Origin of the sequence: Candidatus Nitrotoga sp. AM1P, from assembly GCF_013168275.1 — a bacterium.
GTDB lineage: Bacteria > Pseudomonadota > Gammaproteobacteria > Burkholderiales > Gallionellaceae > Nitrotoga.
The window spans coordinates 2,751,291-2,777,926 of sequence record NZ_AP019547.1; the positions used below are offsets into that span (position 1 = coordinate 2,751,291).

Consider the following 26,636-nt stretch of genomic DNA (forward strand, 5'->3'; position numbering starts at 1 on the left):
TTAAAAATTTGGCCGCGGAGGCAAGGTTAACTTAACTTGGCTTTATAATGCGCCGTTAATGTAAGGAAATTAAAAAATGTATAAATATGATGTTTATGATCATCAAATTGTTAATGAGCGCGTCGCTCAGTATCGCGACCAAGTGCGCCGCCGTTTGTCAGATGAACTGACAGAAGATGAATTTCGTCCGCTGCGATTGCAGAACGGACTTTATATGCAAATTCATGCGTATATGTTGCGTATCGCTGTGCCCTATGGCATGTTGTCCTCTGCGCAGATGCGCATGTTTGCGCACATCGCGCGCAAATACGACCGGGGCTATGGTCATTTCACGACTCGTCAAAATCTCCAGTTCAATTGGATCAAGCTGGAAGAGACCCCGGATTTATTGGCTGATCTTGCCACAGTTGAAATGCACGGGATTCAAACCTCCGGCAACTGCATTCGCAATATCACGTCCGATGAATATGCGGGCGTTGCGGCTGATGAGATTATTGATCCGCGTCCATACGCCGAGATTCTGCGCCAGTGGAGCACTTTTCATCCAGAATTCGCCTACTTGCCGCGCAAATTCAAAATTGCGATAAATGGTGCAACCGAAGACCGCGCCGCGATCGCAGTGCATGACATTGGGCTGTCTGTGCTCAAGAATGAGCAAGGGGAAATTGGTTTTCGCGTGTTGGTAGGTGGCGGCACGGCACGTACCCCTATTATTGGTAGCGAGATCCGCGACTTTTTGCCGTGGCAGCATATGCTAACGTATATTGAATCCATCATGCGTGTCTACAATCAATATGGCCGCCGCGACAATATGTACAAGTCACGCATCAAGATTCTGGTTAAAGCCATCGGGATTGAAGAGTTTAGACGCCAGGTCGAAGCGGATTGGGCTGATATCAAAGATGGTACGGGCACGTTGACTGTTGAAGAACTGAACCGTGTTGCGGCCTACTTTACAGCGCCCGCTTATGAAACATTGCCGGCAAATGATCCGGGTGTGGCGTCATACAAGACTGAGAACAAAGCTTTTGCCAACTGGTTGCAGCGCAACGTGAAGCCGCACAAGATTCCGGGTTATGCGGTTGTGGTACTGTCACTTAAGAAAACGGGCATAGCACCGGGAGATGCGAGCGCGGAGCAAATGGATGTCGTGGCAGATATGGCAGATCGTTTTAGCTTCGGCGAACTGCGAGTTACTCATAAGCAGAATTTGGTGCTGGCCGACGTTAAACAATCTGACCTTATCAGCCTTTGGAAAGAAGCAGCAGAGCATGGTATGGCATCGCCGAACATTGGATTGTTAACCGATATCATCTGCTGCCCCGGTGCAGATTTCTGCACCTTGGCATTTGCCAGATCGATCCCGCTCTCAAAAATGATTGCAGAACGTTTTGATAATCTTGATTTTCAACATGATATTGGTGAGATCGAGCTCAATATGTCAGGTTGTGTTAATGCTTGCGGGCATAATCATGTGGGACATATTGGTGTTATCGGCGTCGATAAAAAGGATGGTGGGGAGTGGTACCAAGTGTCGGTTGGTGGTGCACAGGGTAATGATGCTGCAATCGGTAAAATAATTGGCCCTTCTTTTAACTTCCAACAAATGCCCGAGGTGATTGATCGGCTGTTGCAAGTTTATGTGCGTGAGCGCCTTGAAGAAGAGCTTTTCATCGACACGGTACGCAGGATCGGTATGGCACCCTTTAAAGAATTTGTGTATGCAACGCCGATTGATGCAGAAGATACTGTTGATAAAAATGCTTATGGGTTTATCAGCAAGCCTGATAACTATACAGTTCAACGTAAATCGAGGTTTTAACGATCATGATTATTAAAAACAAAGCCGTTGTCAGCGATGATTGGACTATCCTCCGCCTGAGTGAAAATGAGACGCCAGAATTAGTCATCGTTCCTGCCGGGAAAATCATTGTTCCGCTTAAAGTTTGGCAGGCGCAACGGACTGCGCTGCAAAATCGCGCTGAACTGGGTGTTTGGTTGGCCAGTAATGAGCGGCCGGAAGAATTGAAAGGCGAGGTGGAAAAATTTGACGTCATCGCTGTTGATTTTCCTAAATTCGCGGATGGTCGTGGTTATTCGATTGCTTACAATCTACGCGCCCGTCTCGGCTACGTTGGCGAATTGCGCGCTATTGGTGATGTGTTGCGTGACCAGATGTTCTACATGCAACGCGTCGGCTTTGATGCTTTTGCGCCGCGTCCGGACAAGAATATTCATGATGCGCTAAAGGGCTTAACAGATTTTTCAGAAACCTATCAAACTTCGCTGGATCAAAAACTACCGCTGTTCCGTCGTGTAAAACGTGACGGAATTGCAACAGCAGGTTCAACTAATGAGTGAGTTGCAACTAAAAATTGATCAAGTACGCACTGTGTTGGCCAATGCTGTGCGTGACTACGCTCCCGTTATTTTCGCTAACAGTTTGGGGGCGGAAGATATGGTGCTGACCGATTTGATCAACAAATATCAGTCCGATATTGAGATGTTTAGCTTGGATACCGGGCGTCTGCCGCAAGAAACTTACGATCTGATGCAGGAGGTTCGTGGGCATTACAGCGTGCCGCTGCAAATTTTTTTTCCGGAGGCCCGGCGGATTGAAGAGTACGTCGCTCAAAATGGAGTGAACGGTTTTTATGATAGCGTGGAGCTGCGTAAAAGCTGCTGTCATATCCGCAAGGTGGAGCCGTTGCGTCGTGCCTTATCGGGCAAACGTGCCTGGGTCACAGGTATGCGTCATGAGCAGGCGCCCACGCGGGGGGGTTTGCAGGTATCGGCGTTCGATACCGATAATGGCTTGCAGAAATTCAATCCGCTGCTCGATTGGAGTAATGCTGAAGTATGGGAATACCTCAAGCAGTATGAAGTGCCGTATAACAAACTGCATGACCGTTTTTATCCCAGTATTGGTTGCGCACCCTGTACGCGTGCTATCACACCGGGCGAAGATATCCGCTCCGGACGCTGGTGGTGGGAGGATGCGCAAAATAAGGAGTGCGGTTTGCACGTGAACAAGATTACTCCGATCAGGCAGATATAGACTGTTTTGGCTTTTGGTAGCTGTCTGGAAAAGCGTGCCTTATTCACCCGTGGCGCATTATTTGTTGAACCATAGATTCAGTTATCTTGAATTTATATTTTAGAAGTTGAGAAAAAATGAGTAATCAACCTTTTACCCACCTGGATGTGCTGGAAAGTGAATCTATCCACATCATGCGAGAGGTGGCGGCGGAATGTAAAAATCCTGCGTTGCTATTCTCCGGTGGCAAGGACTCCATCGTCATGCTGCGCCTGGCAGAAAAGGCTTTCCGTCCGGCGCGCTTTCCGTTTCCGTTGGTGCACATTGATACCGAGCATAACTTTCCGGAAGTGATCGCTTGTCGTGACAAACTGGCATCTGATTTGGGCGAACGGCTAATCGTACGTTCGTTGGATGGCTCGATCAAGAAGGGAACGATTGTGCTGAAAAATGCAGATCAGGGACGCAATGCCTTCCAGTCTGTGACCTTGCTGGAAACGATTGCCGAGTTTGGTTTCGATGCTTGTATTGGCGGTGCGCGCCGGGACGAGGAGAAAGCACGAGCCAAGGAGCGCATCTTTTCTTTCCGCGACGAATTCGGTCAGTGGGATCCGAAGAATCAGCGCCCCGAATTGTGGGATACATACAACACGCGGGTGCATGCCGGTGAAAATATTCGCGTGTTTCCGATTAGTAACTGGACAGAAATGGATATTTGGGAATATATCGCACGCGAGAAGCTATATATCCCCGACATCTATTACGCTCATGAACGTGAAGTGATCCGCCGTGACAATGGTATTTTGCCCGTGTCGCATCTGGTGCAGCCGAGGTCGGGTGAAACGGTGGAAAAAATGATGGTGCGTTTCCGTACGGTGGGCGATATGACTTGTACCTGTCCGGTAGAGTCACATGCCCGCAACGCGCAGGAAATTATTGAAGAAACAGCAATCACACGCATTACCGAGCGCGGTGCTACACGTATGGACGATCAGACCTCAGAGGCATCAATGGAACTGCGCAAAAAAGAAGGTTACTTTTAATTATGAGCAACATCACACAGCTACTTCGTTTTATCACTGCTGGCAGCGTCGACGATGGCAAGAGCACGTTGATTGGCCGCTTGTTACACGATTCCAAGTCTATTTTTGAAGACCAACTTTCTGCCATTACTAAAACCAGTGAGCGGCGGGGCGGCATGGGTGCGGTGGATTTATCACTGCTCACCGATGGCTTGCAGGCGGAGCGCGAGCAGGGAATTACCATTGACGTAGCTTATCGTTATTTTGCTACCCCCAAGCGCAAATTTATCATCGGCGATACGCCTGGGCACGAGCAGTACACCCGCAACATGGTAACCGCAGCCAGCACAGCGAACCTTGCTATTATTTTAATTGATGCACGCAAGGGTGTACTGACACAAACACGCCGCCATACTTATATCGCCAGCTTGGTAGGTGTGCCGCACATAGTGCTGGCCGTCAACAAAATGGACATGGTGGATTATTCGGAAGAAACGTTCGATGCGATTTGCGCAGAGTATCGTGCATTTGCCGGCCAGTTAGGCCTGCATGAGATGACCTGTATTCCAATGTCGGCATTGAATGGCGACATGGTGGTGGAGCGCGGCGAAAACTTGAATTGGTATCAAGGCAGCCCACTATTGGAACTGCTGGAAAGTGTGGTGATTGACGATGACATCAACACTACCGATTTCCGTTACCCGGTGCAATGGGTGTGCCGTCCGCAGACGCAGGAATATCATGATTTCCGCGGTTACATGGGACGTATTGAGTCGGGAGATATCGCGGCGGGCGATGAAATTACTATTCTGCCTTCCGGCCGCACCACCAAGGTGAAGGAGATCGTCACCTACGATGGCAACTTGCAACGCGCTTATGCGCCACAATCGGTCACGCTAACGCTGACGGATGAGATCGATATTTCGCGCGGTGATATGTTTGTGAAGTCTGCCACTATGCCGCAAGTTTCCAAGGAATTTGAGGCCATGCTGTGCTGGCTGTCTGAGTCTCCGCTTGGCCTGAATCGCAAATACATTATCAAGCACACCACGCGTGTGGTGAAGTGTTTGTTTGCGCGCCTTGAATATCGTGTGGATGTTAATACGCTGGAACAGCACGACAGCGCCACGCTCAATATGAACGACATTGCCCGCGTGGCGATGAAGGTGCAACAGCCGCTGATATTTGACAGCTATATTAAAAACCGCTTTACGGGCAGCTTTATTGTCATTGATGAAGCGACGAATAATACTGTCGCGGCGGGAATGATTATTTAGGCTCGCGCACGAGATTATCAATCGAATACTCGTCGGGTTCGGATTTTATGAGCCTGATTTTCATTACTCAATTTTAGGCGGCGAATCTGCGCCGTTGATGCTTACAGTGCAGATTCCTATAGCAAAGATCAACGTAGTGATAAAGAAGCGAAAGACATAAAAAGCTACAAATCCAACCTTGTGGTCGAGGAAAAAAACTTATAGAATTATGCTTAGGAGAGCTTATTAATTCGTCCGCTTCATTTGGAGAAGCTCATGAAATTAAGGTTGGTGTTAACGAGTTTCGCGTGTGTTGCACTCGCGTTTGTGAATCCCCCCACATATTCAGCTGATCAGGTCGAAGCGCCGCTCGTTTCCGCGGCGAGTGTTGGCCAAGTGCCCATCGTTAACAAACACAATCAAATCCTCTACATCGTGGATTTGTTCGACGGTACCGAGTTGCAGTTCTCCGAAGTGCGTGACCCGAACAAGAGGCAACGTGATAACGATAAATTTCAAGAGCGTCACCCAGATAGAAATAAAAACATGGTCGAAGCATTTCAAGAAGATTACGGGTTTGAATACATTGACATGACAAGCTGGGTAGGTCTTTCGTTCACTACCTACCTAAACAACGGGCAGCTACAAAAAATTCGTCGCGACCCCCGCGTCGAACGGGTCACCGAGGTTAGCTACGTGCAGTTCAGTCAAACTCCGCCCTGGAGTGATACGCCGTTGCCGCCGGGCTGGACACCGAATCCAGCCCCGGCAAATTTTTTTGGCGGTGGGGGTGGCTCTGAAATTAGCGCCTGGGCGCGCGTTGCTGTTAACGGAAAGATTAGTACTGCTGTAGCGAAAACTCAGGTCTATGTTTTAGATGATAGTAACCTGGCAACTCCCGAACCCGGTTCGAATACCGGGCCATGCGTTGACGTGTTTGCGCCAGGCACTGACATTTGGTCGGCCTGGAGTGACGTGCCGACTCTCCAAAAAGGAAACGGTACGATCTACAACAATTATGGACGATTGAGTGGAACGTCAATGGCAGCTCCGCATATTGCTGGCGTTGCAGCATGGTTGGCGGAGACGTACAACCCCTCAAGCGCCGGCGCGCTTGAGACGCTCGTGCGTAGCTATATCGTCGCAGGATCAAACCCACAGCGTGTACGGCTTCCATGATTGCATTCAGTCGATCAATGGCGCATAAAAACTGGCTCTTAGCAGCGGCTTTTGCGTTACTCGGGTCAGTGCCATTTTTGCCTTCATGGGCTGCAAGTGTCGTTGAACCTGGCCCGTTTTCAGTCGTTCCACGCGAGGGGCTTTTTTTGGAGTTTGTTATACCCCCTCCACTGGACTTTTACCCCGATACTTATACGCGGCTTTTTACGCAAACAGAAAATCTGCCGCCGACCGCACAAGGTGATTTTCCGAAGCGGTCTAGTGTTCGGTTTGTGAATATTTCGTCACCGTCTTCTTTTTTATCTGCTTTTGGATTCGACCTGCGCAGTAGCAGTGGAATCGAGCCGCGTGTCCACTTTGAAAACTTGTTTTCAAGTTTTAAAGCTTTTCACAGTGACACTGTAACTACTGTAATCTCTGAGTATTATCCGTCTGGCCCCTTTCTTCCCAACACCCTTTCGGAAAAAGGGACTATAAGCGCTCCGGGCGTGCCGAGTTGTGGCGTATCCCTATCCATTGTGCCGCCTCTTTTAGGCTGGAGTCCACCCCCAATGGTTCCTTGCTACACAATCTCTGAAGGTGTGCAGCGAGCTACTACCGTTACGGGGTTTGAATTTGAAGAGTTTGTCGTCTCTGGACTCAACGAACTCAGCGCTGGTTTAGGGATTGGCTATGAGTTAGGCGTAACAGGCTACTTTGGAGTGATCAAGTTGCGCGATCTCCCCGCTCCAAAACGCGCGGGTACGGTGATCGAATTCCGTAACACACAAGATTTCCCCAAATCACCAGGCGGTAATTTTTTCTACACAAGCGATCCGGAGGAAGCCGTATTTCTTGATTCCGGCGGCGCGGGTCACTTTGTCCGCACGGGTAAGTCGTTCAACGCAGGCGGTTTCGTGCGTACCTGCCGCTTCTATGGCAGCGTCTCGCCCGGGCCAAACTCACACTTTTTCACGGTGGGCGATGCCGATTGCGCGGCGTTAAAAAATTTGCAAAAAACGCCGCGCCCAACGACTGCGCAACAGTGGAATTTCGAAGGTTATTCGTTCCCGATGAGTGTGCCACGGAAAAACGCTGACGGTTCATTTTCATGCCCGCAAGCGAGTGTTCCGGTGTACCGGGCTTACAACCGCGCGTTTGCTGACAACGGGGTGAAAAATGCGTGGGATTCAAATCATCGGTATTCAACGAACCAGCAAGACATCGCCGAAGTGGTGGCGCTCGGTTGGGCAGACGAGGGCGTTGCGATGTGTGCGCCCGCTTAAATGCGGAGCATTTGCTCTAGCAGCGTGTTTTTGAGTCAGGAGTAGAGATGGGCTAAGGCGCGGGCGCAGGCTCTCGTCGCTGACGATCTTGTTCATGCCAAGTATCTGCGGTGCGACTTTGTCACCGCGCAACTCGGCGACGTGCGCATAACGTCGCTGCCCATCGAGAATCGAGAGTAGTCAGGTGCCGGGGACGTCGACTTTTGCGGGTGCGTTGGGGCTGGTGTACAACATCGGGCAGCCCCCCATCTAGCGGGCGAATAACCCAATGATTTTGAGAAAATCGGCAAAGAACGTCAACTGCCTCAGTGTGGCCGGACTTCCGGTCCCGTCCCAACGAACCTGAAATCACCCGCCTGGTGTCACCAAGCGAATGTCTTCCACTACCCGTTCCTGGGCTTGTACCTGTAACGCCGAATCAACGGCTTGTAGCCTCGCTTTTTGCTCAAATTCACTCACCCATTGGGTAACTCTCCGCATCCGCCGTTAATCCGCTCCAGTATTGGGTTCGCAGCCGTTTTTACAAGTTCAGTTGAAGGAAATAGGATGAATGGTGTGTCGCATAATTATGTGTGTGTGTGGTATCTTGCGGGCTAATTTAGCCTATGCACCTTGAGATGCCATGAGCCTGTTTTCACTAATTGCCGCCCTATTGCTGGAACAATTACATCCGCTTGCTTCGCGCAAATACTTGTTTGTTTGGCTGACACGCTATGTCAATTTTTTTCAGCATCACTTAAATACGGGTGAGCATAAGCATGGCAAGATTGCCTGGCTACTTGCGGTGCTATTACCATTATGCGGGACAGCTGCGCTGTATGGGTTATCGTATTTTATCTATCCGGTGTTCGCCTGGGCATTCAGTGTGCTGGTACTGTATCTCACCATGGGCTTCCATCAGTTCAGTCATTACTACACCGAAATTCATCAAGCATTACGTGACAACGATTTGGACAAAGCGCGCAACATCCTTTCTACATGGCGCGGAGTGTCATGTCATGACCTGAATTATGAGGAGGTTGCGCGTGTCACTATCGAAGAAGGGTTGCTGGCCTCGCACCGTCGTGTGTTCGGTGTCATAGTATGGTTTGTGATTACAATGCTGCTGGGGCTGGGGCCAGTCGGCGCAATACTGTATCGTATGTCGCAATTCATTTATACGCGTTGGGATAATCAGAAGGATGTCGAACTTAGCGAATTCGGGATGTTCGCACGACAAGCCTACCATTGGATAGAATGGCTGCCGTTGCGCCTTACCGCCACGATCTTTGCTATTGTCGGCGATTTTGAAGATACGGTGTATTGCTGGCGCACACAGGCACAAAACTGGCCTGATCCAGAAGCAGGCATTGTGCTGGCAAGTGGTGCGGGAGCGATTGGTGTACGACTTGGATTGCCAATTTCACAGGGTGGTTTGCCGCTGGATCGTCCCGAATTGGGAATTGGGGATGAGGCTGACGTGGATTTCATGCAAAGCACTGTAGGTTTGGTGTGGCGTGCACTGGTATTCTGGATTGTGTTGTTGTTACTGCTAGGATTGGCAACATTAGTTAGGATCTGATATATCCGTAATATTGGTTCCTTGTTTGATGAGTTATTGTAAGCCAATTAATTACTGCCTTCCCAAGGAGGCAAGTCAGCACTTACTCTGGCTAATCTCCTGAAACAGCTTTAGTCTCCGTGCATCGATCTTTCCTTCTTGCTCTGTTTTTTTCAGTGCGCAGTCCGGCTCATGGGTGTGATGACAGTTATGGAAGCGACACTGACCGTGGTAGGCTGCAAATTCCACAAAGCCCGCTTCGATGGCACCAAAATCCAGGTGGTGTAGCCCGAATGCTTGCACACCGGGGCAGTCTATCAAATGGCTTTCCGTATTTAAGTGATAGAGACGTGCGTGGGTGGTGGTGTGTTTTCCTGAATTCAGTGCGGTGGAAATTTCACGTGTGACGGCTTGTGCATCCGGTAGTAATTTATTAATGAGGGTGGATTTACCCATGCCGGATTCCCCTACCAGTATGCTGGTGTGGCCTTGTAAAAAGGGGCATAGAGGGGCTGCATTCTCTTTGGCAGACAGTTCCAGCACACGGTAGCCGATGGCGCGGTAGGCTTGTAGTTGGGTACGCGCAGTTATTGTTGCTTCCAGTAAGTCGCATTTATTCAGCACGATGAGGGTTGCAAGTTGTTGGTCATGTGCGGCGATGAGGCAGCGCGCCAGAAGTTCGTCACTGAATGAAGGCTTGCTTGCTACGACTATAATAATTTGTGTAATGTTGGCGGCAATGAGTTTCTGGCGGTAGGCATCAGAACGGTATAGCAAGGTCTGGCGCGGCAGGATATGTTTGATCACCCCTTGCGCATCACTTATGCGCTGAATTTCTACAATATCACCACATGCCACTTCGCTTTTTTTACCGTGAGTCAGACAGGGCAGTAATTCTCCATCAGACAGTTCAACTATATATTGGCGGCTGAAGGCGGCGACCACTTGCCCTTGGATAGATCGGTTCAAACCTTAAGCAAGGTGTCTACCTTGGCGGCGCAGATGAAGTCATTCTCTGACAGGCCATTAATGGCATGCGTGGAATATTCTACATGGCACTTGTTGTAGCTCACACTCAGATCGGGATGATGATCTTCGCGGTGCGCAAGCCATGCCACTGCATTTACGAGGGCCATGGTCTGATAATAGTTTTTGAACTCGAAAACTTTACCGATCGTGTGATCGCGCTGTACCCAGCCATCCAGTTGCTTTATCAGAATGTTAATTTCATCTTGAGATAACGGCTGTATACCGCCTTCGCAAGGCTTGCATTTTTTGTTTGTCAAATCACAGAGGGTGGTCATAGCGTTTACTTGAATTTATAGAAATGCTTGTTGAGATAGGCGGCGAGGTCTAGTTTTTCCTGTGTGGAAAAATTAGCACCCACATTACGGGTACATACATTAATTTGTGCCGTTAGCTGCTGCGGGTCAGTTACTTTGCGGTTGGGACGCGTGAAGATGGCATTGCCGTCACCGCCCATCTTGCCGTTGTGGCAACGGTTACATTGGTATTTATCGAATAATTTTTTACCGGCTTCAGGTTGACCATCGGCAAAAGACTCGGCTTGTGCTGTACCGCATAGTAATAAAAATATAGCAAAAAATTTCTTCATGACTAGGCTCCTTGTAAAGTTTGTAATCGGGCAATACGCATCAGTGCGGGTGGATGTGAGTCGTAAAACGTGGAATACAACGGATCTGGCGTAAGAGTTGCAGCATTATCTTGGTACATCTTTACCAGCGCACTGGCCAGGTTATGCGCATTAGTTTGTTGCGCGGCGTAGGCATCTGCTTCGAATTCATGTTTGCGCGAGTAGTAGCTCATAAGCGGATGCAGTAAAAAGCTGAAGACTGGCAATATCATGAAGAACAGCAATAGCGCCAGTGCGGTGGATGGGGTAGTAACACCGAGTCCGACGTAGAACCAGTTTGCTTCCATCAATTGTGCGAGTAGCCATAAGAATCCCAGGCTTAAGGCAAAGGTGAAAACGATACGTTTCAGCACATGGTGACGTTTGAAATGTCCCAGCTCATGCGCTAGTACCGCTTCAATTTCTGTTGGCACGAGGCGTTCCAGCAGGGTGTCGAAAAATACAATCCGTTTGGTTTTGCCGAAGCCCGTGAAATAGGCGTTCCCATGCGAGGTACGCTTGGAGCCATCCATTACGAATAGCCCCTGTGCGGTGAATCCGCATTTTTGTAATAGTGCCTTAATACGCGTTTTGAGCGTCTCATCTTGCAGCGGGGTGAACTTGTTGAACAGCGGTGCGATGAAAGAGGGATAGATGAATAGGAGTAGCAGATTGAACGTTACCCATACTCCCCAAACATACAGCCACCAGTTTGCGCCCATGCGTTCCATCAGCCACAATACTCCGAATAATAAGGGCAGGCCGAATAGGGCGCCGAGCAATAAGCTTTTAGCACTATCAGTCAAGTACATTGCCAGTGTCATTTTATTGAAGCCGTAGCGCGCCTCAATGACAAATGTGCGGTATAAGCTGAACGGCATTTCCAATAGGGATGAAAGTAGCAGCACCGTTAGGATGACTGCCAAGCCTTGTATGAGTGAATTGGTAAAGGTGGTTAACCACAAGTCGGCAATCCACTGCACTCCGCCCCCGAGAGTGAATATGAACAGGAGCAGAGCATTGAATGGAGTGCTCAGCATAGTCAATCGCGTTTTGTCGCTTGTGTAGTCCGCCGCTTTTTGGTGTGCTGAGAGATCTATCTGCTCGCGAAAATCCGATGGTACCTTGGCGCGATGTGCTTGGATGTGAGCAAGATGACGTCGTGCCAGCCACATTTGGGCGACCGTAGTTAATAACAGTGCGCCAATAAATAACGCGGAAAATTGGACTGAATTCATTTATTCTGATTTTTATAAAATGTATACTTTAAGAAATTGATATTACTCGTTTATTTTTTATAATAGGGCATGCGCTGGCTATTATTTACTAATTAAAAATAATTGGATTGTTGTGTTGATATGGCACAATACCTGTCCGATAGTTATATCAATAAACACACGCAGTGAATTATGGCACAAAATCAAAACTACCTCATTTGGATAGATATGGAGATGACCGGTCTAGTTCCGGAAACTGATCGCATTATTGAAGTTGCGCTGGTTATTACTGATGGCGATCTGAATACTATTGTTGAAGCACCGGTTTTGGTAGTGCACCAAGCAGATATCGTATTGGACGGTATGGATAGCTGGAATAAAGCCACCCATGGCAAATCTGGTCTTATCGACAAGGTGAAAGCATCGACGCTGGACGACGCAGTAGTGGAAGCTCAGATGCTGGAGTTTCTCAAGGAATATGTGCCCGCTCGCATTTCACCGATGTGTGGCAATTCTATCTGCCAGGATCGTCGCTTTCTTGCACGCTGGATGCCGCAATTGGAAAGCTATTTCCACTATCGTAACTTGGATGTAAGCACTCTTAAGGAACTTGCTAAACGCTGGAAGCCAGAAGTAGCTCAGGGGATAAAGAAACACGGTAAACATGAAGCGTTGGCTGATATTTACGAATCCATCAATGAGATGAAGTATTACCGTGATAATTTTATCCAGATATAAGGCATTTCGTGCCGCTATATGCATGACTACTCAATATAGCATGCACATTAGTTTACAAGTTAACTCTTAGCGCCCATGGCCAGAGCCTTTAAGCGGCTCTGTTCCAGTTGTGCAGCTTGTGGTTTATCGAGCCAGCCGTGCAGGTTGTCCAACACTAAATCCGCTAAGGCGTGTATCCAGCCTGGACGTTCATTGAGGCAAGGAATATAGTGATATTCACCTCCGCCGGCATGCTTAAAGTCTTCTTTACCTTCCATTGCAATCTCTTCCAGCGTTTCCAGGCAGTCTGCTACGAAGCCAGGGCAGATTACATCAACGCGTTTAGTTTTTTTCATGCCTAACTTTTTAAGTATGGCAGTTGTATAAGGCTGGAGCCATTCGGAACGGCCGAAGCGCGACTGGAAGCAAACAGTGTATTGTTCTGCATTAAGTTGCAATGCCTCAGCTATCAGACGTCCGCTTTTTTGGCATTCACAGTGGTAAGGATCGCCCTTTTCTAACGTGTAGCGTGGTAAACCGTGAAAGCTCATCACCAGTTGATCCGGGCGACCATGCAGTGTCCAATAATCGCGGATGTTTTGCACAGTGGCCGCAATGTAGCCAGGGTTGTCGTAGAAGTGCTTAATAGTGCGCAGCGCGGGCATGTTGCGCTGTTTGATGAGTTTATTAAAAATAATATCCCATGCGGTGCCGGTTGCACTGGCGGCATATTGTGGATACATCGGAACAAGCAGGATGCGCTGACAATTTTGTGCCTTGAGTTTGTCTAGCACGCTGGAAATTGAAGGATTGCCATAGCGCATGGCGTAGTCCACCACCAGTGGCATGCCATGGGTGCGTTCCTCCAGATAGCGTTGTAGCAGACTGGTTTGACGTTCGGTATGTACTTTCAGGGGTGAGCCTTCGGGCATCCAAATGCTGGCATACTTGGCGGCAGATTTCTTTGGTCTAGTGTTAAGAATAATACCGTTCAGAATAAACCACCAAACCAGTTTGGGAATTTCCACTACGCGCGGGTCGCCCAGGAATTCACGCAAGTAAGGTTTGACTGCTTGGGCAGTGGGAGCATCCGGCGTGCCAAGGTTAAGCAATAACACGGCACATTTTTCAGGTGTGCCGTGGGTATAGGTAGGTTCAATTGAGTAAGGCATAACGTTGTTTCCAAGAAATTTTCTACTGAGAAAAAGCTAAACAGAATACCGATTGAAAAGTTTTGGACTGTTCTTTAACAGTGTCTTAAGTTGTTGATATCTTGTTTTTGCTAATGTTGCGACAGCGCATTGCTGAGCAGCTTGGAGGTGATGTCCACAATCGGGACGACTTTTTCGTAATTCATTCGTTTAGGACCGACCACTGCCAGCGTGCCAATAATTTGACCGTCAGAAGTGTAAGGTGCACTAACTACGCTGCACTCGTCTAATCCGGGCAACCCGGATTCGTTACCGACAAAAATATGCACGCCGGGTGCATGGCGGCTTACATTAAGTAACTGCAGCAGCTCGGTTTTCTGTTCGAACACGTTGAACAGCCCGCGTAGTTGTTCCATGTTAGATGAAAGATCATTTATATACAGTAGATTACGTTCTCCACTAATCACGTAATCTTCATTTTTTCGTGCAATTACCGTATCGCTTGCCGCCATCGCTGCACTCATTAGTGATGTCAGGTCGTGCTGTAGTTGATGTAACTCGGATTGCACGCGTTGGTGAATATCCTGGAACGGGCAGTCGGCATAGTGTTGATTTAAAAAATTGCCAGCTTCAGTGAGCTGTGATTGGGTGTAATCCTTGTGCGTCAGTAATACGCGGTTTTCCACCTCGTTGTTTGGCATTACGATAATTAGCAGAACTCTCTTTTTGGACAGGCGTAAAAATTCGACATGGCTCACGGTGATGGCGGCGCGCTTTGGCGTGGCAACTACACCGGCAAAATGTGTAAGCTCCGACAATAAATTGGACGCTTGCATCAGCAAGCGAGAAGGATTATCCGGTTGTAATTGGTGTTCGAGTTGTTGCACACGTGCGCTGTCCAGCGGTTGCACCACCATCAGTGTGTCGATAAACAAACGATAACCCCGCGCTGTCGGTACGCGTCCAGCGGAAGTGTGCGGACTGCTCACCAGTCCCATTTCTTCGAGATCCGCCATTACATTACGGATAGTTGCGGAGCTGACTTCTAAACCGGAAAACTCTAGCAGCGCGCGTGAACCCACCGGCAGACCATTGTTAATATAGCGATCCACCAATGTCTTAAGCAAAATTTGTGCGCGGTTGTTAAGAATTGTTGACATTGAATCTGATCTGGAAGTAGTGGCCTTGCTTCGGTAAGCGTCTATTGTATTCGTGGTTGATGGATAAGTGAGACTGGCTCGAATATTAGCAGTTAATATTTCAATGAACTCGTCAAGAATTCAAGCTTCATCTATCGCCGTGCACAAGTATTTCTACTGCTTTATAAAAAACATAATGTTCAGACTGTGGATTCACAAGTTATTATTATATCCAATTGGTAAGCTGAGAGTTATTCTTAATGTTGTTCTGTACTTGATATATCTCCATAATATTTTACGCTTCATACTGGTTTGTAGCCCCAAGTCTTGAAAGTCATTAGGAAAAATTTATTTGTTTAATAGAGGAACTACAAACGAAACTCCAAGCCGAACTTGTTGTTCGAGAGTCTGGTTATGGATAGGGATTGTTCTAGGCGGTTGTTTCCAAAAAATTCAATACCACTCCAAAATTATCCCGCAGGCTACTACCGGTTTTTCAATTGGTAGTTCCTGACAATAATGAACTTGCCCGTGGTACATTACGCGCCATTCTGCATCAAGCCAGTCTCAGCGGTGACGAGTTTAACGCATTATGCTGTCCATAAATTAGTGGCGGTAAAGATTTAAAGATGAATAAAATTTCCACCTCAATCATTTTTTTAAACGGAGAAACCATGAAATCAGTTTATATTTCAACCCTACTAGTCGTAACCCTAGCGGCATTCGCTGACGTATATGCGGCTAACTCTACGCTGAGTGTAACCTGTAAAGGTGATGACGTGGGTGCTGATGTATTGGTTAATGGCAAATTCAAGGGCGAATGCCCTGTGGATGTGCTGGTACCAGAAGGCACATTAAAATTGAAGGTGCAAAAGAAAGTTGATGCTTCCAGTGCACGTATATTCGAGCAAGAAATTCGCATGGGCGATAACGTGATTAAAACGGTTGAAGTGTCATTGGGTGCGCCGCAAAAGAATGCCGAAGGCAAGCAAGAGTCAGCGCAATTGGGCGTGGAGCAGGCTGAGACGAAGAAGGGGTCGTTGCTGAGTGTCACCTGTAAAATTGATGATATGGATGCTGAAGTGTTCGTCGACGATCAACTTAAGGGTGTATGTCCACTAGACGTGCAGGTGCCTGAAGGCACGTTGAAGTTGCGGGTGCAAAAGAAAGTTGATGCTTTTAATGATCGCACATTCGAACAAGAACTCCGTGTGGGAGACGGTGCGATTAAAAAGGTCGAGGTTCAACTGGGTACGGCGCAACTCAACGCCGTAGGTAAACAGCGCGAACCTGAGCAGGTTGAGGTTAAAAAGGGAATGTTCAAAGATTGTCCAAGCTGCCCAGAAATGATAGTCATCCCGGCAGGAAGTTTTGACATGGGTTCGCCGGATAATGAGGCTGGGCACGGCGTTGATGAGAGCCCTGTTCATCGGGTCACTTTACCGTCTTTTGCTTTAGGTAAAACCGAAGTTACTCGAAGTCAGTATGCCGCATTTGTGGGCGAGACAAAGCATGATGCGGGAACATGTTGGGCAGTCAACGAAAGCGGTTGGGTTGAAGAACGTGTTGGCCGTAATTCGGGCGACTTTGGCTTCCGTAAAGACCTTGTTGGTGACAGTGAGTTTGATAATCGTCCGGTTGCCTGTGTCAATTGGTTTGATGCACAAGCCTACGTCCAATGGTTATCAAAGAAAACCGGAAAGAATTACCGTTTGCCGACTGAAGCAGAATGGGAATATGCCGCTCGTGCTGGCACGACAACCGCTTTTTACTGGGGTAATGATGTCGGGAATAACAATGCTAACTGTAGTGATTGCGGCCACAAGTGGGACGGATCTTCCACCCCGTGGGAAGGAGCAAAATCTGCCCCAGTAGGCAGCTTTAAGCCGAATGCTTTTGGCCTATATGACATGCTAGGCAATGTGTGGGAATGGACGGAGGATACTTATCATAATAATTACAAAGGTGCGCCAACGAATGGAAGTGCTTGGGTGCAAAAAACCTCTGGGAATGATAGGGCTGTAGGACGTGTTATTCGTGGCGGCTCTTGGAAATACACTTCGAAGTTTATGCGCTCAGCATATCGTGTGGGGAACGAAGAGATAAAACGTTATGAATACAAGGTTGGGTTTCGTCTTGCTAGAACGCTCCCATAAAGTGGGGGCATTTTATATTTGTTAAATTTGATGTAGCTTCTTTTTTTGGATGCCGAAGGGGGTGTTGCCAAAAAGATACAGAGAGTCACAATTTATGCTATGAAATTCCCTTTTAAAACTGTCGCTCTGATCGGAAAATACAAGACACCGGAAATTACCGGGCCGTTGCTGCGGTTGGCTGCCTTTCTTTCCGAGCAAGATGTTTCTGTAGTAGTGGACAGTCTCACGGCCGAGCACCTAAAGCAGCACGATTATAAAGTTATGACTTTGGACACGATGGGGGATGAGGTAGATCTGGCCATCGTGCTGGGCGGCGATGGAACCATGTTGAACATTGCGCGTACCTTGGCCCCCCTCGGTATTCCGCTAGTGGGAGTGAATCAGGGGCGGTTAGGTTTTCTTACCGACATATCGGTTGATACCATGCAGCAAACCATAGCCGCTATGCTGGGCGGCAATTTCGTCACTGAGCAGCGTATGTTGTTGTCTACCTGTATTTTGCGCGATGGTGTTGAGGTATTTAGTTCGCTAGCGTTCAACGAAGTGGTGTTACATCGCGGCAATATCAGCAGCATGATTGAATTCGAGGTGCGCATCGACGATGAGTATCTATATCTTCAACGTGCAGATGGTTTGATTGTGGCGACCCCTACTGGCTCTACAGCATATGCATTATCCGCTGGCGGTCCTATCTTGCATCCTTCACTCGACCTTATCGCTCTGGTTCCTGTCTGTCCGCATACCTTAAGTAATCGTCCCATCGTTGTTAAAAGCGAATCGTTGCTGGAAATTTTGCCGCACCGCATTTCTGATGCGCGCGTGCATTTTGATAGCCACGCCTACTTTGATTTGCAGGAAAATGACAAAGTGGTGGTGAGGCGTCATTCAAAGCCGGCTTGTCTATTGCATCCAGTAGGACATAGCTATTACCGTACATTGCGTGAAAAATTGCTCTGGAATAAAACATTGTAATGCTGAAGTTTCTTAGTATCCGCGATTTTGTCATTGTTGATTCCCTTGAACTTGATTTTTCCTCCGGTTTCACCGCGCTCACTGGCGAGACGGGTGCGGGTAAATCCATTTTGATTGACGCCTTGTCGCTGGCGTTGGGCGAACGTGGCGATGCGGGCATGGTGCGTAGCGGTTGTGAGCGCGCCGAGATCAGTACGGAATTCGATATAGCCGACTTGCCCGATTTGCAATCCTGGTTGTGCGAGCAAGAGTTGGTAGGTGATGCGAATATATGCTTGCTGCGCAGGGTGTTGGATGCCAACGGACGGTCGCGTGGTTTCATTAATGGGCGTAGCGCCACGTTGCAACAGATGCGCGATGCGGGTGAGTATCTGCTCGATATCCACGGTCAGCATGCACATCAATCCTTATTGTATCCCGATGCTCAGCGCGATCTGCTGGATGGTTATGCCGGTTTGATAAGCGAAGTGGAAGAGCTGGCGGGATTATTCCGCGAGTGGCAAACGTTGCTTCGCCGCCGTACAAAACTGGAGCAAACAGCTGAAGCGGTGGCTAGCGAGCGTGAGTTATTGTTGTTCCAGCGGCACGAGCTGGAAATGTTGAACTTTACCGTACAGGCGTGGGCGGAATTACAGAGCGAATATGCGCGCCTGTCGCACGCCGCAGACCTGTTGGAAACCGCACAGTTTGGCGTGGAAATATTAAGTGAAGCCGATACTGCTTGCCTTGCGCAATTGAATGCGCTTACTGTCCGTTTACGCGTAGGTATTGAATTCGACGGATCCTTGCAGGATACGCTTAATATAGTGGAAAGTGCCCAAAACGATTTGCAGGAAGCCGTGTATGCGTTACGCCATTATCCACAGAAAGTGGATATTGACCCGCAAAAATTACTTGAGCAGGAACAGCGCATGGCTGCGGTAGTGGATGCGTCGCGCAAATACCGGGTAGTGCCAGAGCAATTACCCGATGTCTTGCAGTGTATTGTCGCGCGGCTGGATGATCTGGGTAGCGATGCTGACCTCGCCGCATTGGCGCAGCAAGAGGCTGCCGCACGTGAACAGTATCTATCTGCCGCGAAAAAATTGGGTGCGGCGCGCAAAAAAGCAGCTGAAAAATTATCACGTGAAATTACTGCTGCAATGCAGACTCTGGCCATGCAGGGCGGTAATTTCGCTGTGGTACTGAGACCGCTTGCTGAAGGAAATGCACAGGGGCTGGAAGCGCTCGAATTTCAGGTAGCGATCAATCCCGGTTCACCGTTACGCAGCTTGGCAAAAGTTGCCTCTGGTGGCGAATTATCGCGTATCAGTCTGGCGATACAGGTGGCCGCCAGTCAGGCAGCCACCGTGCCCACGTTGATTTTTGACGAAGTGGATAGTGGCATAGGTGGGCGTGTGGCGGAAATTGTTGGTGCTTTGCTTAAGCGCTTGGGGCAGCGTCATCAAGTGATGTGCGTAACGCATTTGCCGCAGGTGGCGGCAATGGCGGATGCACAATGGCAGGTAAGTAAATCCAGCCGAAACGGTGCTACCGTGAGTACCATATTTATCCTCAATCGGGCGGAACGTGTCGAGGAAATTGCACGCATGTTGGGTGGAGTAAGAATTACTGATACCACGCGCAAACATGCGGCTGAAATGCTTGATGGGGGGCTCGATTTGTCGAGCTGCGGCAGCTTTGATGTATCATGCTGAAGTTCCATTATCGATGGCTTTTACTATGCGCATTAAGTTGATTGTTGTCTCTGTGTTGCTCGTTTCGTGCAGTGAAATGACTATGCCCAAGCTACCCTCGTTCACTGCTCACAAGATGGAAATTAATCAAGGCAATATGGTTACTCCTGAAATGCGTCATAAGCTCAAGTTAGGTATGACGCGATTGCAAGTGCAGGCTGTTCTTGGTACGCCACTAGTCAATGATGCCTTTCATACTAACCGTTGGGATTATGTCTATAGGCTCGAAAAAAAGGGTAAGTTGCTTGAAAAGCAACGCATGACGCTATATTTCGAGGGCGACTACCTAACTCGTATTGACGATGGCAACATGCCCGTGCTACCCGCGATGGTCGTGCCTGTATTGACTGAACCCGTCGGCGAGAATTAGTCCTGAAAAATATTCAAGGAGTAACGATGAATAAAATAAAAGTCGTAATTGCTGGTTGTAGCGGGCGAATGGGCAAGACTTTGCTGGAAGGCATACTACAGTCGGGTGATCTGACCTTACATGCGGCTCTGGAGCATGCCTCCAGTGCGCAGTTGGGGAAAGATGCTGGTGAGTTGGCTGGTAGTATATGTGGTGTAAAGATTACCGCTAATGTGGAGGATGCTCTGCAAGGTGCGAATGTGCTGATTGATTTTACGCGTCCGGAAGGCACGATGCACCACCTTGGCGTATGTATAAAACTCGGCGTGCCGATGGTTATAGGCACCACCGGTTTTTCTGCGCAACAAAAGGTGCAGTTGGGTGCGGCAGCGCAGCACATCGGTATCGTGTTTGCTCCCAACATGAGCGTAGGTGTAAACCTTACCTTCAAATTGCTGGAAATGGCGTCCAAAGTGTTAAGCCATGGCTATGATATTGAAATTATCGAAGCACATCACCGTCATAAAGTGGATGCACCCTCTGGAACCGCGCTGGGTATGGGAGAAGTCATTGCAAAAACATTGGGGCGCGATCTGGCTAAATGCGCTGTATATGGTCGTGAAGGTGTCACAGGTGAACGCGATCCGTCTACCATTGGCTTCGCTACCGTGCGTGGTGGCGATATTGTGGGAGATCACACCGTGCTCTTTGCAGGCATCGGTGAACGTATCGAAATTACTCACAAGGCGAGTAGTCGTGCCACTTTTGCTCTCGGTGCGCTACGTGCAGCACGTTTTTTGCAAGACAAGGCGGCTGGGATGTATGACATGCAGGATGTGCTTGAGTTGAAGTAAGTGCTTAGGTAGAGTCTTCAACAGAGAAAAATTAATATTTAGCACAATCATTTACTTAATTGTTGAGATGTTACAGATGGCAACATGATTGCTAATATTCCCCGCTTTGAGCAAGCGTTTGTCAAATTTGATGCCGCTAACGCTGCTGATCCTAATCAGGATGTTTTCGAGGGTGTGATTTATCCCAAAGAACTACTCTATTCTAAACGCATGACTGCCATGCTTAAGCATTTTGAGCCTGATGCGTCTGAAACATTACAACTGGCAGCGCGTTGTCAGCATATCTGCCGCTGGAAAATCTCACGCAACAATTATCCAATGGATAGAATAGGGTATAAATGTTGGCGCATGGAACTGTATAAATTTCACGGTGAAATTACGGGTGAGATTATGCGCGAGGTAGGCTATGACGAGGAAATGATTGCTAATGTACAAGCGCTGTTGCGCAAAGAAAAGCTTAAAACCAACCCGGAAAGCCAGAGTTTGGAAGACGTCGTTGGCTTAGTGTTCCTTCAGTATTATCTGGTAGATTTTTTTAATAAATATAGTTCTTTTGAAGAAGAAAAATTGTTCAACATTCTCTGCAAAACTTGGAAAAAAATGTCTGAAAAAGGCCACATAACTGCATTAAAGTTCAACTTCACTTCAGAGCTGCGGACGGTAATTAATAAAGTGCTGGTGGTAGCCTGATTATTTATCACGGTAACAGTGAGTCCAGTTAAGCTGGCAGATTGGGTTTTACATTTGATACCCCCCTTGCTATGAGGTATAATTAAAAAATAATGGCGGGATGAACGATCAGTTCGTCCCGCTTCTTTATGTCATCTGAGCGGTTAGCTCGAATGTTTTATAAATTTACGCGTACGCTCTTTCTTTGGTTTTTTGGTTGCTATGCAAGATGTTGTTCTCTCGGGTATTTAACCCCGTTCGTTCACGAAGCTGGCTAATCAAGTAAGTAAGGTTCGTCGGGATGGGAAAATTCCCCAACTCGCAAAATCTTGCGCGATCATTACGCGAATTTATGAAGTATTCAGACTAATGCTACATTGGAGAGTATCTGGTGTCACAAACGAACCCTGCCATTTTAGTGCTTGCCGATGGGACGGTGTTTCGTGGTACTGCCATTGGTGTTTCTGGCATGTGCGTGGGCGAGGTGGTGTTTAATACCTCGATGACCGGCTACCAGGAAATTCTTACTGACCCATCCTACTTTAAACAGATTGTCACTATGACTTATCCTCACATCGGCAATGTGGGCGTGAATGTTGAGGATAAAGAATCGCGCCAAGTGTTTGCCAGTGGACTGGTGATCCGTGATTTGTCCTTGACGGTGAGCAACTGGCGCAGTACGCAATCGCTGTCCGATTACCTCAAAGCCAATAAAATAGTGGCGATTTCCGACATTGACACCCGTAAGCTAACGCGCATTTTGCGCGAAAAGGGTGCTCAAAACGGCTGTATTGCCACTGGTATAGATGAGGGGGCGGCGCTACATGCGGCGTGCGAATTTGTGGGGCTGGACGGAATGGATCTGGCACAGTATGCCTCTTGTGAAAAATATTACGATTGGACGCAACGAGAGTGGAATTTGAAGGACGGCTACCGCAGTAATGAGCGTTCCGAATTTCATGTGGTGGCATATGATTTTGGTACTAAGCACAATATTCTGCGCAAGCTGGCCGAACGCGGCTGCAAGATTACAGTTGTGCCCGCTAAGACCAGTGCCGAAGATGTATTGGCGCTCAAGCCGGACGGAGTGTTACTGCCAAATGGCCCGGGTGATCCTGAGCCGTGCAATTATGCTATTGCGGCAACGCAGCAATTTTTACGTGTGGGTGTGCCATTGTTCGGTATTTGCCTGGGACATCAGATTCTTAGCTTGGCAGTGGGAGCTAAGACGGTGAAAATGAAACTTGGTCATCGAGGCGCAAACCATCCGGTTCAGGATCTGCAGAGTAAGCAGGTGATGATTACCAGCCAGAACCACGGTTTTGCGGTGGATGCGACGACCTTGCCAGCGAATGCGCGTGTGACACATGTGTCGCTGTTCGATGGCACGCTACAGGGCTTCGAGTTGACCGATAAGCCTGCGTTCTGTTTCCAGGGCCATCCTGAAGCCAGTCCCGGCCCACATGATGTGGATTATTTGTTTGATCGCTTCGTGACGCTGATGCGCAAGAGTTCCTGATATGCCTAAACGTACTGACATAAAATCTATACTGATTATCGGAGCGGGTCCCATCATCATCGGACAGGCGTGTGAATTTGATTATTCCGGTGTACAGGCATGTAAGGCGCTGCGTGAAGAAGGTTATCGCGTGATTCTGGTGAATTCGAATCCGGCCACCATCATGACTGATCCAAACATGGCGGACGCTACCTATATTGAGCCGATCACTTGGCGGATAGTGGAAAAAATCATTGCCAAGGAAAGGCCGGACGCGATCCTGCCTACCATGGGTGGGCAGACTGCGTTAAATTGTGCGCTAGATTTGGCTAAATATGGTGTATTGGAAAAGTATGGCGTAGAAATGATAGGCGCTTCGCGCGAGGCCATCGACATGGCGGAAGACCGCGAGAAATTTAAGCAGGCGATGACGCGTATTGGCTTGGCATCAGCGCGCTCGGCGATTGCGCATAGTATGGAAGAAGCGTTGCAGGTGCAGCAGGTGATGGGTTTCCCTACAGTTATTCGTCCATCTTTTACTATGGGTGGTTCGGGCGGCGGTATTGCTTACAATCGTGAAGAGTTTGTCGAAATTTGTGAGCGCGGTCTGGAGGCTAGTCCTACTAAGGAATTATTGATTGAAGAGTCTCTGCTTGGCTGGAAAGAATTTGAAATGGAAGTGGTGCGTGACCGTGCCGACAACTGCATAATCATCTGCTCGATTGAAAATTTAGACCCAATGGGTGTGCACACGGGTGACTCCATCACTGTGGCACCAGCACAGACGCTGACCGATAAGGAATACCAGATCATGCGCAATGCGAGCATTGCGGTATTACGTGAAATTGGTGTGGATACGGGCGGTTCTAACGTGCAATTTGCCATTAATCCTGAAAATGGGCATATGGTGGTCATTGAGATGAATCCGCGCGTATCGCGCTCTTCGGCGCTGGCATCCAAGGCCACCGGATTTCCAATTGCCAAAGTGGCGGCGAAGCTGGCGGTAGGATATACGCTGGATGAGTTGAAGAATGAAATTACGGGCGGGGCAACTCCAGCTTCATTTGAGCCGACAATAGATTACGTTGTGACCAAAATTCCACGTTTCGCTTTTGAGAAATTCACGCAGGCCAATGACCGTTTAACTACACAGATGAAATCAGTGGGCGAAGTGATGGCAATCGGTCGCACTTTCCAGGAATCATTTCAGAAGGCGCTACGTGGGTTGGAAGTGGGGGTGGATGGGCTAGACGGAAAAACAAACGATTACGAGTTAATTGCTGCTGAATTGGGCGCACCGGGGCCGGACCGCATCTGGTATGTGGGAGATGCTTTCCGTATGGGCATGACGCTGGAAGAGGTGTTCAGCTTAAGCAAAATTGACCCTTGGTTTCTGGTGCAGATCGAAGATCTGATCAAGCGCGAAATTGCGCTGGTGGGGCGTACACTGGCTAATCTGGATATGGGGGAGTTGCGTGAATTAAAGCGCAAGGGTTTTTCGGATAAACGCTTGGCCAGATTGCTGGGAAATGATGCAGCGGCTGTGCGCGCTTATCGCCATGCGCTGGGTATTCGTCCCGTGTTCAAGCGGGTGGACACTTGTGCCGCTGAATTCGCCACCAATACTGCTTATATGTATTCTACCTATGAAGAGGAATGTGAGGCACAGCCTACAAGTAGAAAAAAAATTATGGTGTTGGGTGGTGGGCCTAATCGTATTGGTCAAGGGATCGAGTTTGATTATTGCTGTGTGCATGCTGCACTGGCGTTGCGTGAGGATGGCTATGAGACCATCATGGTTAATTGCAATCCAGAGACTGTGTCTACTGATTATGATACGTCCGATCGTCTGTACTTCGAACCGCTAACGCTGGAAGATGTGCTGGAAATTGTGGCTGTGGAAAAACCGGTTGGCGTGATCGTGCAGTTTGGGGGTCAGACGCCGTTGAAGTTGGCGCGCGGCTTAGAGAAAAACGATGTGCCCATCATAGGCACCACACCGGACATGATTGACTGTGCGGAAGACCGTGCGCGTTTCCGCGTGATGTTGCAGCAATTGGACTTAAAGCAACCGCCTAATCGAACGGTCAGCACGCCGGAACAGGCAGTGTTGGCAGCGCAAGAAATTGGCTACCCGCTGGTGATGCGGCCCAGCAATGTATTGGGTGGGCGTGCCATGGAAATTGTCCATTCGCAGCCTGATTTGGAACGTTATATGCGCGAGGCAGTGGAGAGCGCCAATATTTTTCCAGAACGAATGCCGATTTTGCTCGACCGCTTTCTTAATGATGCGATTGAGGTAGATGTCGATGCGGTAAGTGACGGCACAGATGTGCTGGTCGGCGGTATCATGGAGCACATCGAAGAGGCGGGTGTACATTCTGGCGACTCGGCCTGTTCCTTACCGCCGTTTAGTTTGCCGTTAGAGCTTCAGGATGAGTTGCGTCGTCAAACCAAAGCGATGGCCAAGGCGCTGAATGTAGTTGGCTTGATGAATGTACAGTATGCCATTCAGGGTGAATCTGTATTTGTACTTGAAGTAAATCCGCGTGCCTCACGTACCGTGCCCTTCGTGTCTAAAGCTACTGGAATTCCGCTGGCCATGGTGGCTGCGCGTTGCATGGTTGGTAAAACTTTGGCGCAACAGGGCGTGACTAAAGAAGTTATTCCGTCATATTATTCGGTCAAGGAGGCGGTGTTTCCATTTATTAAGTTCCCTGGTGTGGATATCATTCTTGGTCCAGAAATGAAATCCACTGGGGAGGTGATGGGGGTGGGTGATACCTTTGCCGAAGCCTTTGTGAAATCGCAATTGGCGGCGGGGGTGAAATTGCCGTCTACCGGTAAGGTATTTATCAGTGTGCGTGGTGCGGATAAATTAGGGGCTGTCGAAATTGCCAAGAGCCTGCGCGATATGGGTTTTGCCGTGTTGGCCACGCGTGGCACCGCTGCGGCATTAGCGGCAGCGAATGTTGCTGTGACGGTGGCGAACAAGGTAGCAGAAGGTCGTCCGCACATCGTGGATATGATCAAGAACGGCGAGATCAGTCTGATTATTAACACCGTGGACAGTAAGCGTAGCGCGATGCAAGATTCTTATTCTATCCGTCATGCCGCATTGCAGGGACGTGTGACTTATTACACCACTCTGGCAGGTGCGCGCGCAGCTTGTTTGGGCATGCAGCACATCGCTGAATTACAGGTGTATGACTTGCAGACGCAGCATCAGCGTTTGATCCATTAAGA

General features: G+C 48.7%; 24 protein-coding genes. 17 read left to right on the top strand and 7 right to left on the bottom strand.

Annotated elements, in window-relative coordinates:
* The first annotated feature begins 76 nt into the window (after positions 1-76).
* The 7 genes from W01_RS12520 to W01_RS12550 all read left to right on the top strand — a co-directional run bounded on the left by W01_RS12520 (position 77) and on the right by W01_RS12550 (position 7,759).
* A complete protein-coding gene (locus W01_RS12520) occupies positions 77-1,822 on the top strand; it encodes a nitrite/sulfite reductase (RefSeq protein ID WP_173055199.1) in 1,746 nt (581 codons plus the stop codon).
* A gap of 5 nt (positions 1,823-1,827) precedes the next feature.
* The gene (locus W01_RS12525; RefSeq protein WP_173055201.1) at positions 1,828-2,361 is read left to right on the top strand and encodes a DUF934 domain-containing protein; all 534 of its coding nucleotides are present in this window, start codon (positions 1,828-1,830) and stop codon (positions 2,359-2,361) included.
* On the top strand, positions 2,354-3,058 hold the full coding sequence (locus tag W01_RS12530) for a phosphoadenylyl-sulfate reductase (RefSeq protein ID WP_173055203.1): 705 nt from the start codon (positions 2,354-2,356) through the stop codon (positions 3,056-3,058). Before W01_RS12525 ends, W01_RS12530 begins: the two co-directional genes overlap by 8 nt.
* A 116-nt stretch (positions 3,059-3,174) precedes the next feature.
* Positions 3,175-4,080, top strand: coding sequence for a sulfate adenylyltransferase subunit CysD (cysD, locus tag W01_RS12535; RefSeq protein ID WP_173055205.1), 906 nt, complete (start codon positions 3,175-3,177; stop codon positions 4,078-4,080).
* Positions 4,081-4,082: 2 nt separating this feature from the next.
* Positions 4,083-5,336 carry a sulfate adenylyltransferase subunit CysN gene (cysN, locus tag W01_RS12540; RefSeq protein WP_173055207.1) on the top strand — a complete coding sequence of 418 codons (1,254 nt, stop codon included), beginning with the start codon at positions 4,083-4,085 and terminating at the stop codon, positions 5,334-5,336.
* Between the two features lie 255 nt (positions 5,337-5,591).
* Positions 5,592-6,494 carry a S8 family serine peptidase gene (locus W01_RS12545; protein ID WP_173055209.1) on the top strand — a complete coding sequence of 301 codons (903 nt, stop codon included), beginning with the start codon at positions 5,592-5,594 and terminating at the stop codon, positions 6,492-6,494.
* Between the two features lie 551 nt (positions 6,495-7,045).
* Positions 7,046-7,759 (top strand): hypothetical protein, encoded by a 714-nt coding sequence (locus W01_RS12550; RefSeq protein WP_173055211.1) that lies wholly within the window; start codon positions 7,046-7,048, stop codon positions 7,757-7,759.
* Between the two features lie 348 nt (positions 7,760-8,107).
* Here W01_RS12550 and W01_RS14430 read toward each other — a convergent pair whose 3' ends face one another.
* A complete protein-coding gene (locus W01_RS14430; RefSeq protein WP_256380109.1) occupies positions 8,108-8,239 on the bottom strand; it encodes a hypothetical protein in 132 nt (43 codons plus the stop codon).
* 142 nt (positions 8,240-8,381) lie between these two features.
* On the opposite strand from W01_RS14430, the gene W01_RS12555 reads away from it, so the two are divergent.
* A complete protein-coding gene (locus W01_RS12555) occupies positions 8,382-9,320 on the top strand; it encodes a CobD/CbiB family protein (protein WP_173055213.1) in 939 nt (312 codons plus the stop codon).
* Positions 9,321-9,395: 75 nt separating this feature from the next.
* Here the strand turns inward: W01_RS12555 and rsgA are convergent, their stop codons facing one another.
* The 4 genes from rsgA to W01_RS12575 are packed head-to-tail and all read right to left on the bottom strand — an operon-like array spanning position 9,396 to position 12,170.
* Positions 9,396-10,268, bottom strand: a complete 873-nt coding sequence (gene rsgA, locus W01_RS12560) for a ribosome small subunit-dependent GTPase A (RefSeq protein ID WP_173055215.1) — start codon at positions 10,266-10,268, stop codon at positions 9,396-9,398.
* Positions 10,265-10,603, bottom strand: a complete 339-nt coding sequence (locus tag W01_RS12565) for a 4a-hydroxytetrahydrobiopterin dehydratase (protein WP_173055217.1) — start codon at positions 10,601-10,603, stop codon at positions 10,265-10,267. Before W01_RS12565 ends, rsgA begins: the two co-directional genes overlap by 4 nt.
* Positions 10,604-10,608: 5 nt before the next feature.
* A complete protein-coding gene (locus W01_RS12570; RefSeq protein ID WP_173055219.1) occupies positions 10,609-10,914 on the bottom strand; it encodes a c-type cytochrome in 306 nt (101 codons plus the stop codon).
* A 2-nt stretch (positions 10,915-10,916) separates the two neighbouring features.
* The gene (locus W01_RS12575) at positions 10,917-12,170 is read right to left on the bottom strand and encodes a M48 family metallopeptidase (protein WP_173055221.1); all 1,254 of its coding nucleotides are present in this window, start codon (positions 12,168-12,170) and stop codon (positions 10,917-10,919) included.
* Between the two features lie 171 nt (positions 12,171-12,341).
* Between W01_RS12575 and orn the strand changes: the two genes are divergently transcribed.
* Positions 12,342-12,887 (top strand): oligoribonuclease, encoded by a 546-nt coding sequence (gene orn, locus W01_RS12580; protein ID WP_173055223.1) that lies wholly within the window; start codon positions 12,342-12,344, stop codon positions 12,885-12,887.
* A gap of 59 nt (positions 12,888-12,946) precedes the next feature.
* Here orn and hemH read toward each other — a convergent pair whose 3' ends face one another.
* Both hemH and hrcA read right to left on the bottom strand, forming a co-directional pair.
* Positions 12,947-14,038: a ferrochelatase gene (gene hemH / locus W01_RS12585; RefSeq protein ID WP_173055225.1), complete on the bottom strand. Its 1,092-nt coding sequence runs from the start codon at positions 14,036-14,038 to the stop codon at positions 12,947-12,949.
* Positions 14,039-14,148: 110 nt separating this feature from the next.
* On the bottom strand, positions 14,149-15,168 hold the full coding sequence (gene hrcA, locus W01_RS12590; RefSeq protein ID WP_173055975.1) for a heat-inducible transcriptional repressor HrcA: 1,020 nt from the start codon (positions 15,166-15,168) through the stop codon (positions 14,149-14,151).
* 662 nt (positions 15,169-15,830) lie between these two features.
* On the opposite strand from hrcA, the gene W01_RS13955 reads away from it, so the two are divergent.
* From W01_RS13955 to carB, 8 genes are all read left to right on the top strand, one after another.
* Entirely contained in the window at positions 15,831-17,312 is a 1,482-nt protein-coding gene (locus tag W01_RS13955) for a formylglycine-generating enzyme family protein (protein WP_198421291.1), read from the top strand.
* A 99-nt stretch (positions 17,313-17,411) separates the two neighbouring features.
* Positions 17,412-18,284: an NAD kinase gene (locus W01_RS12600; RefSeq protein ID WP_173055227.1), complete on the top strand. Its 873-nt coding sequence runs from the start codon at positions 17,412-17,414 to the stop codon at positions 18,282-18,284.
* The gene (gene recN, locus W01_RS12605) at positions 18,284-19,981 is read left to right on the top strand and encodes a DNA repair protein RecN (protein WP_173055229.1); all 1,698 of its coding nucleotides are present in this window, start codon (positions 18,284-18,286) and stop codon (positions 19,979-19,981) included. The genes W01_RS12600 and recN overlap by 1 nt, the downstream gene beginning before the upstream one ends.
* A 25-nt stretch (positions 19,982-20,006) precedes the next feature.
* Positions 20,007-20,390, top strand: a complete 384-nt coding sequence (locus W01_RS12610) for an outer membrane protein assembly factor BamE (protein ID WP_173055231.1) — start codon at positions 20,007-20,009, stop codon at positions 20,388-20,390.
* Between the two features lie 26 nt (positions 20,391-20,416).
* Positions 20,417-21,223 (top strand): 4-hydroxy-tetrahydrodipicolinate reductase, encoded by an 807-nt coding sequence (dapB, locus tag W01_RS12615; RefSeq protein ID WP_173055233.1) that lies wholly within the window; start codon positions 20,417-20,419, stop codon positions 21,221-21,223.
* 84 nt (positions 21,224-21,307) lie between these two features.
* Positions 21,308-21,913, top strand: coding sequence for a DUF4202 domain-containing protein (locus W01_RS12620; protein ID WP_173055235.1), 606 nt, complete (start codon positions 21,308-21,310; stop codon positions 21,911-21,913).
* 370 nt (positions 21,914-22,283) lie between these two features.
* Positions 22,284-23,411: a glutamine-hydrolyzing carbamoyl-phosphate synthase small subunit gene (gene carA / locus W01_RS12625; RefSeq protein WP_198421292.1), complete on the top strand. Its 1,128-nt coding sequence runs from the start codon at positions 22,284-22,286 to the stop codon at positions 23,409-23,411.
* A gap of 1 nt (position 23,412) precedes the next feature.
* Complete coding sequence (carB, locus tag W01_RS12630) at positions 23,413-26,634, top strand: carbamoyl-phosphate synthase large subunit (protein ID WP_173055237.1); 3,222 nt, start codon at positions 23,413-23,415, stop codon at positions 26,632-26,634.
* Positions 26,635-26,636 lie beyond the last annotated feature (2 nt).